We start from the raw sequence: 17582 nt of genomic DNA, 5'->3' as shown, positions 1-17582 counted from the left end.
GCAGGTCGGGGGCTGTTGTCACGGTTCCGCAACAGGCTATTGCTCAGAGCCCCCGGGCGGCCTGCCCCGCCGGGGCATCGGCCCGGTCTCCCGCGGCAGCCGGCCCGCCTCGGCCAGCGCCTTCCGCAGCAGGAACTCGATCTGCGCGTTGGCCGACCGCAGTTCGTCCCCGGCCCACCGCGCCAGCGCCTCGTACACCGCCGGGTCCAGCCGCAGCAGCACCTGCTTGCGCTGCTGCTGCGGCCGGCGCCGGGAACCCGGACCCTCGGACGGCTCCGTCACTGGTACAGCGACCCGGTGTTGAGGACCGGCTGGGCGGCGCGGTCCCCGCACAGCACCACCATCAGGTTGGAGACCATCGCCGCCTTCCGCTCGGAATCCAGCTCCACGATGTCCCGCTCGGTGATCCGGGCGATCGCGGCCTCGACCATGCCCACCGCCCCGTCCACGATCTGCCGCCGGGCCGCGACGACCGCTCCGGCCTGCTGCCGCTGGAGCATCGCCGAGGCGATCTCGGGGGCGTACGCGAGGTGCGTGAAGCGGGACTCGATGATCTGCACCCCGGCCGCCTCCACGCGCGCGTGCAGTTCGACGGCGAGCTTCTCGGTGATCTCCTCGGCGTTGCCGCGCAGCGAGAGGCCGTCCTCCTCGTGGGCGTCGTAGGGGTACTCGATGGCGATGTGCCGCACGGCCGCCTCGGTCTGTGTGGAGACGAACTCGACGTAGTCGTCCACCTCGAAGATGGCCTGGGCGGTGTCCTCGACGCGCCACACCACCACCGCGGCGAGCTCGATCGGATTGCCGTAGGCGTCGTTGACCTTCAGAACGGCGGTCTCGTGGTTGCGGACGCGCGTCGAGATCTTGGTGCGCGAGGTGAGCGGGTTCACCCAGCGCAGGCCGTCCTGCCGGATCGTCCCGCGGTAGCGGCCGAAGAGCTGGACGACCCGGGCCTCGCCGGGCGCCACCATGTTCAGCCCGCACATGGCCAGGAACGCCGCGAGCCCGACCACGATGCCGCCGATGATCAGTGCGGCCTTGGCTCCGCCCCCGTCGACCGACGTGGCGGCCGCGATCAGCCCGGCGCCGGCCAGTAGGCCGAGCAGGCCGAGCAGCAGGGCGAGTCCGCCGCCGATGCTGTGCGCGGCGAACTCCCGCACGCGGGGCGCCGGCATCTCGGGCACGTCGGCGGTGACCTGCGGTTGGTGTATGGACATGGGTGATCCCCCGTTCCTCCCGGGAAGCCACTCCTGCATAGCTTCCGTCTAGCTAAGTGATAACACTTTTCGGCGCCGTGGCAACCCTACGCGTGTCTCGAACGTCGGTTCCGTTGGGATGGGTGCTGATTGTCACGTCCGTAAAGGGCCGGATCGGCAGCCCTCTCTCTTATCTCCCGGTGTTAGCTTTCTGAGCTGACCTGAGCGGCGAACCCGTGTGACATGTGAGCACACATGAACGAAGCGGAGCGGATCGGACCCATGGGACGAGCGGAAGAAAGACGCGCCAGACAGCGCGGTGGGCGCCGGGCGGCACCCAAGCGCCGCCGTTCGTCGGGCGCGGCCGGGAAGAGCGGCATACGCAGGCTCTTCACCTGGAAGAAGATCCTCGGCACCTTCTTCGGCCTGTGCCTGCTCGGCATGGGTGCCTTCATCGTGCTGTACATGATGATCGGCATTCCGAAGGGGAACGCCGATGCCGAGTGGCAGAGCAACGTCTACAAGTACAGTGACGGCTCGTTGCTGGCCCGCGCGGGTGACCGCAACCGCGAGATCGTGGACCTGGCCGAGGTACCCAAGCCCGTCCAGAAGACCTTCGTCGCCGCCGAGAACAAGACCTTCTACAAGGACGCCGGCGTAGACCTGAAGGGCACGGCCCGAGGCCTGCTCAACACAGTCACCGGCAAGGGCGCGCAGGGCGGTTCGACGATCACCCAGCAGTACGTCAAGAACTACTACCTGACGCAGGAACAGACCGTCTCCCGCAAGCTGAAAGAACTGGTCATCTCCCTGAAGCTGGACCGGGAGAAGTCCAAGGACTACATCCTCGCCGGCTACATCAACACCAGTTACTACGGCCGTGGCGCCTACGGCATCCAGGCCGCCGCCCAGGCCTACTACCGCACCGACGCCGAGAGGCTCACGGTCGCGCAGGGCGCCTACCTCGCCGCGCTGCTCCAGGCACCGAACCAGTACGACTGGGCGATAGCCTCCGACACCGGTAAGAAGCTGGTGAGAGCGCGCTGGAACTACGTCTTGAACAACATGGTCGAGGAAGGCTGGCTGAAGAAGTCCGAGCGTCAGGCCCTGACGTTCCCGGTGCCCGAGGAGCCGAAGGCCGACCCGAGCATGGGAGGCCAGACCGGCTACCTGGTGAAGGCCGCCAACGCCGCGCTGGAGAAGCAGCTCGTCGCCCAGGGCGCCGCCGAAGACGCGAAGCAGGCGGAGGCGCTGGTCAACCAGGGCGGCTGGACCCTCACGCTCAACATTGACAAGAAGAAGCAGGCAGCGCTCGAGAAGTCCGTCGAGCAGCAGCTGGACAGCAAGCTCGACCCCAAAAAGCGCAAGGTCGACGCGGACGTCCAGGCCGGTGCCGCGTCCGTGAACCCGAAGACCGGCGCGGTCGTCGCCATGTACGGCGGTCGGGATTACCTCAAGCACTACGTCAACAACGCGACCCGCACCGACTACCAGCCCGCCTCCACTTTCAAGCCGGTGATCCTGGCGGCCGCCCTTGAGGGGGGCGCCAAGACCCAGGACGGCACGCCGATCAGGGCGAACACGATCTACGACGGCACGAGCAAGCGCCCGGTCGTGGACGACGGCACCAAGGTCGGCTTCGCGCCTGAGAACGAAGACGACGCCAACTACGGCAAGGTCACCGTCCAGACAGCGATGAACAGGTCCATCAACTCCGTCTTCGCGCAGATGGGCGTTGATGTCGGTATGCCCGAAGTGATGAAGGTCGCGGGCGAACTCGGCATGAACACCAAGGGCCTGGAGGCGGTGCCCGCCCAGACTCTGGGCACGATGGGTGCGAGCCCGCTGGAGATGGCCGGCGTCTACGCGACCCTCGACAACCACGGCAGGAAGGTCACGCCGACGCTCCTCAAGTCCGTCGAGCACAACACCCGCGCGGTCTCCATCCCGGATGCGATCGGAGACCAGGTCATCAGCCGCGAGGCCGCCGACTCGGTGACCTCGGTGCTGACCGGCGTGGTCGACGACGGCACCGCCCAGCGGTCCGTGCGCGACAACCCCAAGCGCGACGGGCAGCAGGTCGCGGGCAAGACGGGTACGTCCGACGACAACCTGTCGGCCTGGTTCACCGGTTACACACCCGGCCTGGTCACATCCGTCGGCCTGTTCGGAGAGGACGACAAGCCCCCGTACAAGCACGTCCCGATGTACAAGGCGGCCGGCGAGCCCCGGATCAACGGCGGCGATTTCCCCGCGCTGATCTGGGCGTCGTACACCTTCGGCGTGATGGGCGACACCAGCAAGTTCGACCTGGACACCGAGCAGGGCGCGGCCGTCCAGCCGACGCGGACGCCGACCCCGACGCGGGAACCGACCAGGGAGCCCACGCAGGAGCCGACGACCGAGGAGCCCTCGTCGTCGTCACCGCCGCCGACGACGGAGGAGCCGAGCAGTTCCCCGCCGCCGAGTCCGTCGACGACACCGCCCACCTTCACCCCGCCCGCGTCCCCGCAGACGACACCGCCGAACGACGGTGGCGGCGACCCGTTCGACCCGATCAAGCCGGGCGACGACGGAAAGGACTGATAGCGGGAGGCACGGCGAAGGGCGCCCGGCGAACCCGGGCGCCCTCGTGCTGAGCGGTGCTGTCGTCAGGCGGTGGGACGGGTCTTCACGGGGCCGCAGGTGTCCCGGACGACCGTGCCGGCCCGCGAGATGTCGCTGACCGACGAGGAGCCGATCGCGGGCGGGCGCTGGACCGGAGACCCGGTCTGCTCGGTGAAAGGAGAGGCATCATGCTGGTCGTCGTGCCGGCCACCACCGTCTTGGCCATCGGTGTTCTGGCCGCCAAGGTCATCATGTTCTCGTGGACCAAGCGGGTGCTGCTGGTGGACGAGGCCCATGGAGCCCTGGCGGAAGCGGCATTGCTCCTCGCGAGCGTCGCCTGGCTGATCAACATGTACGGCGTGATCTCGGTGTTCGGGGATCGTGGCCAGGCCGTCTCCTTTCTCCCCGCCCGCCAGGTCCGTCATACGGACCATGGCGTCATCAACCTCGTGCCCGCCTGGATCGCGCCCACCGTGGTGGCGCTGTTCGCCGCCGCGGCCCTCTGTCTCCTCCTCGCCGCGGGCTGGCCGTACGGAGCGGGAAGATCCCATTCATCAGCCGGTAAGAACGCATGCGTTCAGAAACGCGCCAGGAAGGCAGCGGCAGCCCGCTGGCGACGGAAGGACCACCCCCGGCGAAACTCCGGGGGCGGTCCTGTGCCGGTCGACCTCACGCGTCCGAGACGGTCAGTTGCGGTTGAGTTCGAACCAGACGACCTTGCCCGTGCTGAGCCGGGTCGCGCCCCAGCGCCGGGCCAGGCGGTTCACCAGGTACAGCCCGCGTCCGCCCTCGTCCGTGGCGCGCGCCTGCCGCAGGCGCGGCAACTGCGGGACGTCGTCACCCACTTCGCAGCGCAGCACGTCCGTGCGCAGCAGCCGGAGCGTGACCGGCCGGGAGGCGTACCGCACGGCGTTCGTCACGACCTCGCTGACCAGCAGCTCGACGGAGTCGCTGAGCTCCTCGAGGCCCCAGCGCTGCAGTGCGCGCCGGGCCAGGCGGCGGGCCCGGCCGGGGGCGGCGTCCTCCGGCTCCAGGAACCAGTACGCCACGTCGCTGGGCGCGATGCCGTCGAAGCGGGCGGCGAGCAGCGCGATGTCGTCGTCCCGGTCGCCCGGGCCGAGCATGTCGAGCACCTCGTCGCACAGCGCTTCCAGGGGCGGCGGGTGGTCCGGCCCGGTGAGCTGCGCGGTCGCGGCGAGCTTCTCCCGCAGCTGCTCGATGCCGGTCCACACGTCCCGCAGCCGGGACTCGACCAGGCCGTCGGTGTACAGCAGCAGGGTCGCCCCGGCGGGAGCGTCCAGCTCCACGGCCTCGAAGTCGACGCCGCCGACGCCGATGGGGGCACCGGCGGGCACGCGCAGCACCTCGGCCCGGCCGCCCAGGTGGAGCAGGACGGGCGGCGGGTGACCGGCGTTGGCGATGGTGATGCGGTGCGATACCGGGTCGTAGACGGCGTACAGGCAGGTCGCCATGCGGTCCACGCCGAGGCGCTGGGCCTGTTCGTCGAGGTGGTGCAGGACCTCCTGCGGTGGCAGGTCCAGACCGGCGAGGGTCTGGGCGGTGGTGCGCAGCTGGCCCATGATGGCGGCCGACGTCATGGAGTGGCCCATGACGTCGCCGACGACCAGGGCGACCCGGCTGCCCGGCAGCGGGATGGCGTCGTACCAGTCGCCGCCGACCCGGGCGGTCTCCGCGGCCGGCAGGTAACGGGAGGCGAGCCGCACGCCCGTGGGGCGGGGCAGCGTCTCGGGCAGCATCGTGCGCTGGAGCTCGTCCGCGATGTAGGCCTCGCGGCCGTACAGCACGGCCTTGTCGATGCCCAGGGCGCTGTGCGTGGCGAGCTGGGCGGCCACCAGCAGGTCGTCCGGCTCGAAGGCGATGCGTTCGGGACGGCGCAGGAACAGGGCGGCACCGATGACGCGGCGTCGGCCGCGCAGCGGGGCGAGGATCGCGCGCTGGCCGTCCGGCACGGCGAACTCGCGGCCGTCCCCGAGCAGTTCGGGCAGCGCGGCGCGGGCCGCGGGCGCGTCCGTGAACACCGGGCGCACACCCCGCAGCACCTCGGCGAGCGCGCTGCCGGGCCGCACCTCGCACAGCTCGGCGCCGACCGAGTCCAGCTCGTTCGGCTCGGGCTGCGTGGCCGGCAGGAAGCCGTTCTCCGTGTCGCGTTCGGCCGGTATCCGGTCGGTGCGGCGCAGCCGAAGCACCAGAGGGCCGGTGGGCCGCTCGTCCCCGACGGGCAGCGGGTCGCGCAGATAGACCAGGATCGCGTCGGAGAACGTGGGCACGGTGGCCCGGCACAGCCCCATCACGATCTCGTCGAGATCGATGCCGCGGGCGATCCGCCGGGTGGCGGCCCCCACGAAGCGCAGCCGGTCGCCGTCCCGCCGCATCGGTGTGGGCCGGCCGGGCGGCAGGCTCTGGCCGCTGCGGCGCTCCTGGCCGTCGGGGCCGGGCGCCGCCCGGTCCTGTTCGTCGGCCGGCTGGACCGGAATGCCCTCGGGGGCGGGCCGCGGCCGAGGGGTGTCGCGCTCGGCGGTCTGCTCGGTACCCGGCTGGGAGTGCTCGGAGACGGGGTCGCTCACGGTGTCCTTGCCCTTGCCGAACGGCGTGGAGGTGCCCGGCTCCGACGTGCCCGGCGTGGTGTGCGCCGTCGTGAGCGGAGCGGTGACGTCGCCGCCGCAGCGGCCCTGTACCGGTAAGGCGCCCGCGCCGGGCGCACGTCCCGGTGTCGGGGTATGCAAGAACTCCCCGCGGGGGTCCACGGGGTCGACGCCCGGTTGCGGGCGTTCGAAGGAGGTCGGCTGCTCCGTCACGCGTGTCGCATCCATCCGTCCGGGGCTGCACGCCAGAGGTGCAGTGGGTCCCGCCGAAACTCCGATACCCGCAATACGTGCCCCAGGAACGGAATCCCCGCGTGGTCAGAGGTTGTTCCTGTGTCACCGGCGGACCGTCTGCGGCCCTGAGGGCCTGTGGCGCAGGCCTTTCCGGTGTTGCCCTCGTACCCCTCGCTCACGTCCAGCCGCCCCTCGGTGACGATCGGTCAAGCCCAGCGCGTGCTCCGTCGGTTGCCGCCGCGCGCCCTTGCGGAGGACGATCCTACGTTTCTTGCCCGGGGGCGCATCAAGGGTCTCATGAGGACACATGCGCGGGTGTACGGTCCCAGTCCTCCGGCAGTGACGGTACCGCCCAGGACGGATCCGGGCGCCACTGCTGCCAGCCTTCCGAGAACGGTGGCCCCCAGGCGCGGATCGCCTCCACGGCGGCCCGCCCGGCCTCCCGTACCCTCTCGGCCTGCTGATCGTCCATCAGCCCGTCCCGCAGGGCCTGGGCGAACTCGTCCTCGTCGCGCCAGTGCCAAGTGCGGTCCGGGTGCACGGAGATGTCCAGGAAGTGGTCGACGGAGTCCACACCGCCCTCCCAGCGGGCCAGCGGCTCCTCCAGGTTCACGTACCAGTTCTTGAACCGCCAGCCCGGCTCCCAGAACAGCCACACCGACCAGGGCTCGGCCGGCCGTGCCAGCTTCAGCACGCCCGTGCCGAACCAGTGGTCGCGCTGCACGGCCCGCGGCTTGGTGTAGCGCGACTCCAGCGGCTCCAGGTGCACAGGGGTGCCGTCCGCGAGCACGGGCCGTACGCACTCCGTGCCGGGCGCCAGCCACACGGCGAGCAGCTCCGCGTCGTCCCGTACGACGGTGACCGGACGCGCGATGTGGAAGCGCGCGCCGCCGTTCTCCCGGTATCGCCAAAGGATCTCGCTCCCGGGCTCCCAGAAGCCTGCCGCACCACCCGTTTCCACGCGTCTCACCGCTTCACCGTCTGCCATGCACAGATATTAGGTGCCCTGGGCATACGACGCTGCGGCGCGTGTCACGGTTCACGCGCCGGGCGCGCCAGGGCGGCGGATCGTCACGGATGTGTCATCCGCAGGACATCCAGCGCCTCGTCGAGCTGCTCCAGGGTCAGGTCCCCGCGCTCCACGTACCCGCTGTCCAGCACGACCTGACGGATGGTCTTCCGCTCGGCCAGCGCCTTCTTGGCGACCTTCGCGGCCTCCTCGTAGCCGATGTACTTGTTGAGCGGCGTGACGACGGACGGGGAGGACTCGGCGTACTCCCGCGCCCGCTCGCGGTTCGCGGTGATGCCGTCGACGGTCCGGTCGGCGAGCAGCCGCGTGGCGCCCGCGAGCAGCCGCACGGACTCCAGCACGTTCTTCGCGATGACGGGCAGCATGACGTTGAGCTCGAAGTTCCCGGCGGCGCCGGCGGTGGCGACGGTGGCGTCGTTGCCCACGACCTGGGCGGCGACCATCAGCACGGCCTCCGGGATGACCGGATTCACCTTGCCCGGCATGATCGAGGAGCCGGGCTGGAGGTCGGGCAGTGCGATCTCGGCGAGGCCCGTGCGCGGCCCGGAGGACATCCAGCGCAGGTCGTTGGCGATCTTCGTCAGCCCGACCGCGATGGTCCGCAGCTGCCCGCTGGTCTCGACGATGCCGTCCCGCGCGCCCTGCGCCTCGAAGTGGTTCCGGGCCTCGGTGAGAGGCAGCCCCGTGGTCCGGGCGACCTCCTCGATCACGGCGGCGGAGAAACCGGGCGGGGTGTTGATCCCCGTGCCGACGGCCGTACCCCCCAGCGGCAGTTCGGCGAGCCGGGGAAGGGACGCCTCCAGCCGCTCGATCCCGTACCGCACCTGGGCGGCGTACCCGCCGAACTCCTGCCCCAGCGTCACGGGCGTGGCGTCCATCAGGTGGGTCCGCCCCGACTTCACGACATCGGAGAACTCCTCGGCCTTGCGCTCCAGGGAGACGGCGAGGTGGTCCAGTGCGGGGATCAGATCACGGGTGACGGCGGCGGTGGTGGCGATGTGGATGGAGGACGGAAACACGTCATTGGACGACTGGGAGGCGTTGACGTGGTCGTTGGGGTGAACGCTCTTGCCCAGCCGCTCGGTCGCGAGGGTGGCGATGACCTCGTTGGTGTTCATGTTGGACGAGGTCCCGGACCCGGTCTGGAACACGTCGACGGGGAAGTGCTCGTCCCACTTGCCCTCGGCCACCTCGCCGGCGGCCTCCTGGATCGCGCCGGCGACATCCTCGTCGAGCACCCCGAGCCGCGCGTTCACCTTCGCCGCGGCGCCCTTGATACGGGCGAGAGCCTCGATGTGCGCCCGCTCGATCCGCTGCCCGGAAATCGGGAAGTTCTCGACAGCGCGCTGCGTCTGAGCCCGCCACTTGGCGTCGGCCGGGACACGTACTTCGCCCATGGAATCGTGCTCGATGCGGTATTCGTCGCTCATACCGGCTATAGCGATCGAGGGGGCGGTGATGTTCCTGGGTGGGGCGAATGGGGGCTGAAGGCATGTGAAGGGGCCGGGAGCGGAAGGCAGGTGGGGCCCTGCGCCTGTGAGGGGGCGGGGCCTGAAGACTCGTGGGCCGTGCCCGGGGCGAGTACCCGCGGCTCGGAGGCGGGAGGGACTGAAGGATCGGGGGCGGCGGGCCTGAAGAGTCGGGAGGGGGCCCGAGGACTCGTGGGGCGGCGGGCCTGGAGACGCGTGGGGCGGGGGCCCGAGGACTCATGGGGCGGCGGGCCTGGAGACGCGTGGGGCGGGGGCCCGAGGACTCGTGAGGTGGCGGGCCTGAGGACTCGTGGGGCGAGGGGTCTGGAGACTCGTGAGGCGAGGGGCCTGAGGACTCGTGAGGCGGCGGGGCCCGAGGACTCGTGAGGCGGCGCGGCCCGGGGCCGAGAGAGACGGGTATCAGAGGCTCATGAGGGGTCGGGCTCGAGGCTCATGAGGGGTCGGGGGTCCGAGGCCCCTGAGGGGTGCAGGGGACGCAGTCCCCGCCGGTGGCCGGGCCGCACGTCCGACCGTGTCGGGCGGTGGGTGGGCGCAAAGGCCGGGGGTCCAGGGGGCGGAGCCCCCTGGCGGGGCCGAAGGGGCGGAGCCCCTGGGGAGGGGAAGGGCAGGGGCGGGGGGGGGGGAAACCACCCCCGCCGCACCCCGGGGCACTACGCCAGCCCCGGCCCCCGCACCGGAATGCTCGTGAACGTGGGCGCCGGGGCCGGGTCCTGGAAGAAGTCGTTGCCCTTGTCGTCGACGACGATGAACGCCGGGAAGTCCTCGACCTCGATCTTCCAGACGGCCTCCATGCCGAGCTCCTCGTACTCGACGACCTCGACCTTCTTGATGCAGTCCTGGGCGAGCCGGGCCGCCGGACCGCCGATGGAGCCCAGGTAGAAGCCGCCGTGCGACGCGCACGCGTCCGTGACCTGCTTGCTGCGGTTGCCCTTGGCCAGCATCACCTTGGAGCCGCCCGCCGCCTGGAACTGCTCGACGTAGGAGTCCATCCGTCCGGCCGTGGTCGGGCCGAAGGACCCCGACGCGTAGCCCTCGGGCGTCTTGGCCGGACCCGCGTAGTACACCGGGTGGTCCTTCAGGTACTGCGGCATCTCCTCGCCCGCGTCCAGCCGCTCCTTGATCTTGGCGTGCGCGATGTCCCGCGCCACGACCAGCGGACCGGTGAGTGACAGCCGGGTCTTGACCGGGTACTTCGTCAGCTCGGCCAGGATGTCGTCCATCGGCTGGTTCAGGTCGATGCGGACGACGTCCCCCGCCTCGTCCAGGTGCTCGTCCGTCGTCTCCGGCAGGAACCGCGCCGGGTCCGTCTCCAGCTGCTCCAGGAACACGCCCTCGGCCGTGATCTTCGCGACGGCCTGGCGGTCGGCGGAGCAGGACACGGCGATGGCGACGGGGCAGGAGGCGCCGTGCCGGGGCAACCGGACCACGCGCACGTCGTGGCAGAAGTACTTCCCGCCGAACTGTGCCCCGATCCCGATCTTCTGCGTCAGCTCGAAGACCTTCTGCTCCAGTTCCTTGTCCCGGAAGCCGTGCCCGAGCTCCGAACCCTCCGCCGGGATCTCGTCCAGGTAGTGCGCGGAGGCGTACTTCGCGGTCTTCAGCGCGTACTCGGCGCTCGTGCCGCCGACCACGATCGCCAGGTGGTAGGGCGGGCACGCCGCCGTACCCAGCGAGCGGATCTTCTCCTCCAGGAACTTCATCATGGAGGCCTCGTTCAGGACGGCCTTCGTCTCCTGGTAGAGGAACGACTTGTTGGCGGAGCCGCCGCCCTTCGCCATGAACAGGAACTTGTAGGCGCCGCCGTCGGCCGCGTACAGCTCGATCTGCGCGGGCAGGTTGGAGCCGGTGTTCTTCTCCTCCCACATGGTGAGCGGAGCCATCTGCGAATAGCGCAGGTTGAGGTTCCGGTACGCGTCGTAGATGCCGCGGGACAGGGCCTCTTCGTCGCGGCCCGCCGTCAGCACGTTCTGGCCGCGCTTGCCCATCACGATCGCCGTGCCGGTGTCCTGGCACATCGGCAGGACGCCCGCCGCCGCGATGTTCGCGTTCTTCAGCAGGTCCAGCGCCACGAACTTGTCGTTGGCCGACGCCTCGGGGTCGTCGATGATGCGGCGCAGCTGCGCGAGGTGGGCCGGGCGCAGGTAGTGCTGGATGTCGTGGATGGCCTCCTCGGCGAGCTTGCGCAGCGCCTCCGGCTCCACCTTGAGGAAGGTCCGCCCGTCCGGCCCCTCGACCGTGGAGACGCCCTCGGAGGTCACCAGCCGGTACGGCGTGGTGTCCTCCCCTTGGGGAAGCAGATCGGTGTACGCGAACTCAGGCATCTCAGCCCATTCCTCACTCGACAGACGGCGGCCCGCCTCCTTTGGCGAGCGCCAACAGCCTAGAACCTGCCTCCGCCAGTGAGCCCCTGAGGTAAGGCTCACTTCGTCACACTCGGCCGCGGCACGGAGGCGTCACGGGGGTGTCGCGATCTATCGTGTTTCGGTACGCTGCTGCCGTGGACCTTCAGAAGCAGACCGCGCCCGCCGTCTCCGAGCTCCGTGCCTCCGACGCCGAGCGCGACCGCATCGCCGACATCCTGCGCGACGCCCTCGCCGAGGGCCGTCTCACCGCGGACGAGCACTCCGAGCGCGTCGAGGGGGTGCTGCGCGCCAAGACGGTCGGCGAACTGGACGTCTTCATACGGGATCTGCCCGCCGCCCACCGCCAGGACCCCGGCCCCTCGCCGGCCCCGGCTCCGTACCGCCCCACGGCCGGCGCCATCCCGATCGACCCGGACGACAACGTGGTCGCGATCTTCAGCAGCGCCGTCCGCAAGGGGCGCTGGCGCACGGGCCGCCGTATCCACGCGTACGCGATCTTCGGCAGTGTCGAGATAGACCTCAGCGAGGCGCTCTTCGACCACCAGCAGGTCATGATCAAGGCGTTCTCGGTCTTCGGCAGCGTCGAGATCCGTGTCCCGGAGAACGTGTCGCTGCGCGGCATGGGCGGCGGCGTGCTCGGCAGCTTCGAGGTGGACACGCTCGACTCGGGCGACCCGGAGGCCCCCGTCGTCTACGTCGACGGCTGGGCCGTCCTGGGCAGCGTCGAGGCGCGGCCCCGGCGCGGCAAGGTCGTCGCTGACATCCTCGACCGGGTGCAGCGCAAGGTCGACAAGAGTTTGCGCAAGCACCTGAACCATTGACACTCGCGAATCCGCCGGGGTCCGGGGCAAATCGGCCCACCGGTGACGCCGCTCGACGGAACGCGGCAACGAGGGCGAAACCAGCGCTTCGGAACTCAGTGCATAGGCGCGCGCACAGCGGGTAGGCCTTGCTGCATCGTCTCTCGCTCGCGAAGCCGTCGTCAGGAGTAGACCGTGCTGCAACCGCCGCATTCGTCCCTGGTAGCTGCCGTTCCGGCCCCGCGGGTGCCAGCGCGAGACAGGGACCAAGACGCCCCGTGGCACACCGAGGCGGTGTGCCGGCGTGACGAGGCGGGCCTGTTCTTCGCCCCCTCCAAGGAGCCGACCGCCGCCCGGCTCTCCCGGGAGGAGGCGGCGAAGCGGGTCTGTGCCCGCTGCCCGGTGATGGTCGAATGCCGCGAGCACGCCCTGCTCCAGCCCGAGCCCTACGGCGTCTGGGGCGGCCTCACCGCCGCCGAACGCCGCGTGGTCCTGGCCCGACGCCGCCGCCGGGACCTGGAGTTGAAGAAGGCGGCCCGCTCGGCGAGCACGATAGCCGCGGCAGGCTGACCGGCACGCACGACGAAAAGGGCGCCCCCACCGCACCGGGGGCGCCCTTTCGTCGCGGGGTGGGCTGTCCGAGCCCCACCCCTGTGCGCGCTACTTCCCCTTGTCGAAGTCGATCGCGCTGTACGCCCGCAGCTTGCTCAGCCGGTGCTCCGAATCGATCCTGCGCACCGTCCCCGACCGCGACCGCATCACGATCGAGTCGGTCGTGGCGGTCTCGGCCCGGTACCGCACGCCCCGCAGCAGCTCCCCGTCGGTGATGCCGGTCGCCACGAAGAACACGTTCTCCCCGGTGACCAGGTCCTCCGTCATCAGCACCCGGTCGAGATCATGACCCGCGTCGATCGCCCGCTGTCGCTCCTCGTCGTCCTTGGGCCACAGCTTGCCCTGGATCGTGCCGCCCAGGCACTTCACCGCACAGGCCGAGATGATGCCTTCCGGCGTACCGCCGATGCCGAGCAGCAGGTCGACGCCCGTGCCCTCGCGCAGCGCCAGGATGGAGCCGGCCACATCGCCGTCGGAGATCAGCTTGATGCGCGCGCCGGTGTCCCGGATCTCCTTGATGATGCCCTCGTGCCGCGGCCGGTCCAGGATCACCACCGTCACGTCCTCGGGCGCGGACCGCTTGGCCTTGGCGACCCGGCGGATGTTCACCGACACCGGCGCGTTGATGTCGACGAAGTCGGCCGCCTCCGGTCCGGTGACGAGCTTGTCCATGTAGAAGACGGCGGACGGGTCGAACATGGACCCGCGCTCGGCGGCGGCCAGCACCGCGATCGCGTTCGTCATGCCCTTCGCGGTCAGCGTGGTGCCGTCGATCGGGTCGACGGCGATATCGCACTCGGGGCCTGTCCCGTCGCCCACGCGCTCCCCGTTGAACAGCATCGGGGCTTCGTCCTTCTCGCCCTCGCCGATGACGACGACGCCGTTCATCGAGACGGTGGAGACGAGGGTGCGCATGGCGCGCACCGCGGCACCGTCGGCGCCGTTCTTGTCACCCCGCCCGACCCAACGGCCCGCGGCCATCGCCGCCGCCTCGGTGACCCGGACCAGCTCCAGGGCGAGGTTGCGGTCGGGGGCCTCGGAGGGCACATCGAGCTCGGACGGCAAGTGATGATGCTCGGTCATCGGAGCGCACCTTTCTGTACGACGACGGCCGGATGAGGGTGTTGTTGCCCGACTCTATCGCCGAGACCGCAAAATGAGCAGGGGCCCCCACGGATGAGCGCACCGGAGACCTGCGACGATAGGGGCGTGGCAGGCACGAACGGCAAGCAGAAGACGGCGCGGGACATGATCCTCTCCATGGGAGTCATCGTCCTCGTGGCGGGCGTCATATACCTCTTCATCCCGCACGACGACAGCCCGCCCGACCTCAAGCGCGTCGACTACCGGGTCGAGCTGCTCACGGCGCGCCGCGCGGCCTCGTACCCCATCGCCGCGCCGCAGGGCCTGCCCGACGCATGGAAGGCCACCTCCGTCCGTTTCCAGGGCGACGAGTTCGACGCCTGGCACCTCGGCTTCCACGACCCCGAAGGGGAGTACGTGGCCGTCGAGCAGTCCACTCAGCGGCGCCCCGTCTTCATCGACGAGGCCACCCAGGGCGCGCGGGAGACCGGCAGGACCGAGAAGATCGACGGCCGGACCTGGACCCGCTACGAGGGCGGCCGGTATGACGCGCTGGTCCTGGAGGGCACCAAGGGCTCGACGACGGTCGTGACGGGCACCGCGTCGTTCGCGCAGCTGACGAAGATGGCGGACGCGCTGAAGACGGAGTGAGGCTCTCCGTACGCACGGAGCGCACACGGAGAAGGCCCCCGGCGAACACCGGGGGCCTTTCTCGCGTCCGTTCCCGCGTCCGTCGGTCAGACGGTGGTGACGACCTGGTCGAATTCCAGGCGCGGGGAGCGCGGGTACCAGGCGTCCGGGCCCGGACGGCCGATGTTGACGATCATCAGCGGGGTGTGGTCGTCGTCCAGGAACTCCTTGCGCACGCCCTCGAAGTCGAAGCCGGTCATCGGGCCGGCGGCGAGACCGGCGGCGCGGACGCCGACGATGAAGTACGCGGCCTGCAGGGCGGCGTTCAGCGTGGCGGCGTTCTCGCGGACCGGGCGCTCGGCGAAGAAGAGGTCCTTCACCTGCGGCATGGCCGGGAACAGGTGTGGCAGCTCCTCGTGGAACTCGTTGTCCGCGGAGAGGATCGCGACCAGCGGGGCGGCGGCCGTCTTGGGCCGGTTGCCCTCGGCCATGTGCCGCACCAGGCGCTCGCGGGCCTCGGGGGAGCGGACCAGGGTGATGCGCAGCGGGGTCTGGTTGAAGGCGGTCGGGCCGTACTTGACCAGGTCGTAGATCGCCTGCACCTGCTCGTCGGTCACCGGCTCGTCGGTGAAGGTGTTGGCGGTGCGGGCCTCGCGGAACAGCAGGTCCTGCGCGGCGGGGTCAAGGACGAGAGACATGAAGAAACCTTTGAACCTTCTCGAGCGGGTACGTCTGGTGTCTCCGACCGTACGCGAGTGAAGTTCAACGTTCAACCAACTCTGGGGTGTCGTGTCTCACCTCACAGTGAACCGCCCGCGCTACTCCATGTCCGCTTCGCTACTCGGCGTCCGGTTCGTCCGAGGTCTCCTCCGCCAGCGCCGCGTCCAGCCGCGCCCGCGCCCCGTCCAGCCAACGGCGGCACACCTTGGCCAGCTCCTCGCCGCGCTCCCAGAGCGCGAGGGACTCCTCCAGCGTCGTACCGCCCGCCTCCAGGCGGCGGACGACCTCGATCAGCTCGTCCCGCGCCTGCTCGTACCCGAGCGCCTCGGTCATGCCCGGTGTCTCATCAACCTCGCTGGTCATCCACCCACCCTATGTGTCCACTCGAACGGAGAACTCACCCTCGGAGACCCGCGCGCGCAGGGCCTCGCCGGCCGCCACCTCGCCCGGATCGCGGACCGCGTGCCCGTCCGCCTTCTGGAGCACGGCGTACCCGCGCTTCAAAGTCGCGGCGGGGGAGAGGGCCACCACGCGCGCGTGCGTGTGCGTCAGCTCCGAGTCGGCCCGGTCGAGCTGGTGCCGCAGACAGCGCCGGCCCCGGTCGAGCAGGTCCGCCACATGGTCGGCACGCTCGTCGATCATCCGGTGCGGGTCCTCTATCGACGGCCGCGCCAGCGCGTGTGCGAGCCCGCGCTCCTCCCGCTCCACCAGCGCCGCCACGCACCGCCGTGCCCGGTCCCGCAGCAGCCGCACGCGCTCGTACTCCTCGCCGACGTCCGGCACGACCTTCTTCGCGGCGTCGGTCGGCGTGGAGGCGCGCAGGTCGGCGACGTGGTCGAGGAGCGGGTTGTCGGGCTCGTGCCCGATCGCGGACACCACGGGCGTACGGCACTCGGCCACCGTCCGGATCAGCTGCTCGTCGGAGAACGGCAGCAGGTCCTCCACGCTGCCGCCGCCGCGCGCCACGATGATCACGTCCACGGCCTCGATCGCGTCGAGCTCCTTCACGGCCTGCACGACCTGCGGCACGGCGTGCACGCCCTGCACGGCGACGTTGCGCACCTCGAAGCGCACGGCCGGCCAGCGGTGCCGGGCGTTCTCCAGCACGTCCCGCTCGGCGGCCGAGGCCCGTCCGCAGACCAGCCCGACGAGCTGCGGCAGGAAGGGCAGCGGCTTCTTCCGCTCCGGCGCGAACAGGCCCTCGCGCGTGAGGGCCTTCTTCAACTGCTCCAGGCGGGCGAGCAGCTCACCGACCCCGACGGGCCTTATCTCGGCGGCCCGCAACGACAGCTGCCCCCGCGGGGCGTACCACTCGGGTTTCGCCAGGACGACGACCCGGGCGCCCTCGCTCACCACGTCCGCGACGGCGTCGAATACCTGCCGGTAGCAGGTGACGCTGACCGAGATGTCGTGCGAGGGGTCCCGCAGCGTCAGGAACACCACACCGGCGCCCGGCCGCCGCGACAACTGCGTGATCTGCCCCTCGACCCACACCGCCCCGAGCCGGTCGATCCAGCCCCCGATCAGCCGCGACACCTCACCGACGGGGAGCGGGGATTCCGGAGACGTGTTCACAGCCATGCCGCGAGAGTAGTGGCCACCACCGACAACACACCTCACCCACCCGACGACGAGGGAGGGTGCCCCGCACCGCCGGGCGCACCGCTCCCGGGCCGTGCGGGGGCGACACCGTGTCCCGGCCGCCGGCTCCGGCCCGCACCGGCCCGCCGCCTCAGCGGCCGGCATGATCTCAGCGGCCGGCATGATCTCAGCGCCTCCCCGCTCACGGCGACGACGACACCGGCTCGCGACTGCCCTTCCGGTCGGCGCCGCCGGCCACGGCGCCGGCCACCCGGCTCCCCCCAGCTGTAGGGTCGCCGACGCCTTCGCGGTCCCGGCGAAGCAGAGCGCAGCTCCCGCCACCGGTACCAGCCCATGCCGCCACCAGCTCACCGGACCGCCCCGCCGGCGCGCCACGAACCAGCGGGCCGTCCCGACGGCCCGCCGCGCCGTCCGTACCGCCGTGGCCCGTGTCATGCCGGCCGAGCACGGCAGCGCCACCAGGGGCGCCCCGGCGTCCGCCCCGTCGCGAACGGCGACCGGCCCACTGACGGCGTGTCGGCCCACCGCGGCGCGTCCGGCCGACCCGACGAGGACGGCGCCCCGCCCGGGAAACCCACCCGCACCCGTCCGGGCGTCACTCACATCGCCCCCTGC

At 70.9% G+C, this 17582-nt stretch carries 15 protein-coding genes; 4 read left to right on the top strand and 11 right to left on the bottom strand.

Going from position 1 to position 17582, the window contains the following annotated elements; all coding sequences use genetic code 11:
• Nucleotides 1-36 precede the first annotated feature (36 nt).
• Together AC07F0_RS32050 and AC07F0_RS32045 are read right to left on the bottom strand one after the other, a co-directional pair.
• Entirely contained in the window at nt 37-282 is a 246-nt protein-coding gene (locus tag AC07F0_RS32050; RefSeq protein WP_436730534.1) for a type II toxin-antitoxin system antitoxin, read from the bottom strand.
• Nucleotides 279-1214: an SPFH domain-containing protein gene (locus AC07F0_RS32045; RefSeq protein WP_478983479.1), complete on the bottom strand. Its 936-nt coding sequence runs from the start codon at nt 1212-1214 to the stop codon at nt 279-281. Before AC07F0_RS32045 ends, AC07F0_RS32050 begins: the two co-directional genes overlap by 4 nt.
• A gap of 261 nt (nt 1215-1475) precedes the next feature.
• Here AC07F0_RS32045 and AC07F0_RS32040 point away from each other — a divergent pair, with 261 nt between their 5' ends.
• Nucleotides 1476-3779: a transglycosylase domain-containing protein gene (locus tag AC07F0_RS32040; RefSeq protein ID WP_478983478.1), complete on the top strand. Its 2304-nt coding sequence runs from the start codon at nt 1476-1478 to the stop codon at nt 3777-3779.
• A 65-nt stretch (nt 3780-3844) separates the two neighbouring features.
• Here AC07F0_RS32040 and AC07F0_RS32035 read toward each other — a convergent pair whose 3' ends face one another.
• From AC07F0_RS32035 to AC07F0_RS32015, 5 genes are all read right to left on the bottom strand, one after another.
• Nucleotides 3845-4225 carry a hypothetical protein gene (locus tag AC07F0_RS32035; RefSeq protein ID WP_478983477.1) on the bottom strand — a complete coding sequence of 127 codons (381 nt, stop codon included), beginning with the start codon at nt 4223-4225 and terminating at the stop codon, nt 3845-3847.
• Nucleotides 4226-4486: 261 nt separating this feature from the next.
• Nucleotides 4487-6631 carry a SpoIIE family protein phosphatase gene (locus AC07F0_RS32030; protein ID WP_478983476.1) on the bottom strand — a complete coding sequence of 715 codons (2145 nt, stop codon included), beginning with the start codon at nt 6629-6631 and terminating at the stop codon, nt 4487-4489.
• Between the two features lie 301 nt (nt 6632-6932).
• Complete coding sequence (gene fomD, locus AC07F0_RS32025) at nt 6933-7625, bottom strand: cytidylyl-2-hydroxypropylphosphonate hydrolase (RefSeq protein WP_478983475.1); 693 nt, start codon at nt 7623-7625, stop codon at nt 6933-6935.
• Between the two features lie 83 nt (nt 7626-7708).
• Nucleotides 7709-9097 carry a class II fumarate hydratase gene (locus tag AC07F0_RS32020; RefSeq protein WP_478983474.1) on the bottom strand — a complete coding sequence of 463 codons (1389 nt, stop codon included), beginning with the start codon at nt 9095-9097 and terminating at the stop codon, nt 7709-7711.
• 710 nt (nt 9098-9807) lie between these two features.
• Entirely contained in the window at nt 9808-11478 is a 1671-nt protein-coding gene (locus tag AC07F0_RS32015; RefSeq protein WP_478983473.1) for a fumarate hydratase, read from the bottom strand.
• 176 nt (nt 11479-11654) lie between these two features.
• On the opposite strand from AC07F0_RS32015, the gene AC07F0_RS32010 reads away from it, so the two are divergent.
• Both AC07F0_RS32010 and AC07F0_RS32005 read left to right on the top strand, forming a co-directional pair.
• Nucleotides 11655-12341 carry a DUF1707 SHOCT-like domain-containing protein gene (locus AC07F0_RS32010; protein WP_478983472.1) on the top strand — a complete coding sequence of 229 codons (687 nt, stop codon included), beginning with the start codon at nt 11655-11657 and terminating at the stop codon, nt 12339-12341.
• A 174-nt stretch (nt 12342-12515) separates the two neighbouring features.
• Nucleotides 12516-12890 carry a WhiB family transcriptional regulator gene (locus AC07F0_RS32005; protein WP_078945338.1) on the top strand — a complete coding sequence of 125 codons (375 nt, stop codon included), beginning with the start codon at nt 12516-12518 and terminating at the stop codon, nt 12888-12890.
• Nucleotides 12891-12980: 90 nt separating this feature from the next.
• On the opposite strand, the gene glpX is transcribed toward AC07F0_RS32005, so the two are convergent.
• Nucleotides 12981-14015, bottom strand: coding sequence for a class II fructose-bisphosphatase (gene glpX / locus AC07F0_RS32000; protein WP_020275873.1), 1035 nt, complete (start codon nt 14013-14015; stop codon nt 12981-12983).
• A 126-nt stretch (nt 14016-14141) separates the two neighbouring features.
• On the opposite strand from glpX, the gene AC07F0_RS31995 reads away from it, so the two are divergent.
• Entirely contained in the window at nt 14142-14666 is a 525-nt protein-coding gene (locus AC07F0_RS31995) for a DUF4245 domain-containing protein (RefSeq protein WP_478983471.1), read from the top strand.
• 86 nt (nt 14667-14752) lie between these two features.
• Here the strand turns inward: AC07F0_RS31995 and AC07F0_RS31990 are convergent, their stop codons facing one another.
• The 3 genes from AC07F0_RS31990 to xseA form a co-directional block, all read right to left on the bottom strand.
• Nucleotides 14753-15343: a malonic semialdehyde reductase gene (locus AC07F0_RS31990; RefSeq protein WP_478983470.1), complete on the bottom strand. Its 591-nt coding sequence runs from the start codon at nt 15341-15343 to the stop codon at nt 14753-14755.
• 139 nt (nt 15344-15482) lie between these two features.
• Complete coding sequence (locus AC07F0_RS31985; RefSeq protein WP_436730944.1) at nt 15483-15728, bottom strand: exodeoxyribonuclease VII small subunit; 246 nt, start codon at nt 15726-15728, stop codon at nt 15483-15485.
• A gap of 9 nt (nt 15729-15737) precedes the next feature.
• Nucleotides 15738-16946: an exodeoxyribonuclease VII large subunit gene (gene xseA, locus AC07F0_RS31980; RefSeq protein WP_478983469.1), complete on the bottom strand. Its 1209-nt coding sequence runs from the start codon at nt 16944-16946 to the stop codon at nt 15738-15740.
• Between the last annotated feature and the right edge of the window lie 636 nt (nt 16947-17582).

The organism is Streptomyces sp. NPDC045955, assembly GCF_056430805.1.
The sequence above is the reverse complement of the archived record's forward strand: the minus strand, read 5'-3'. Positions and strand labels throughout refer to the sequence as shown.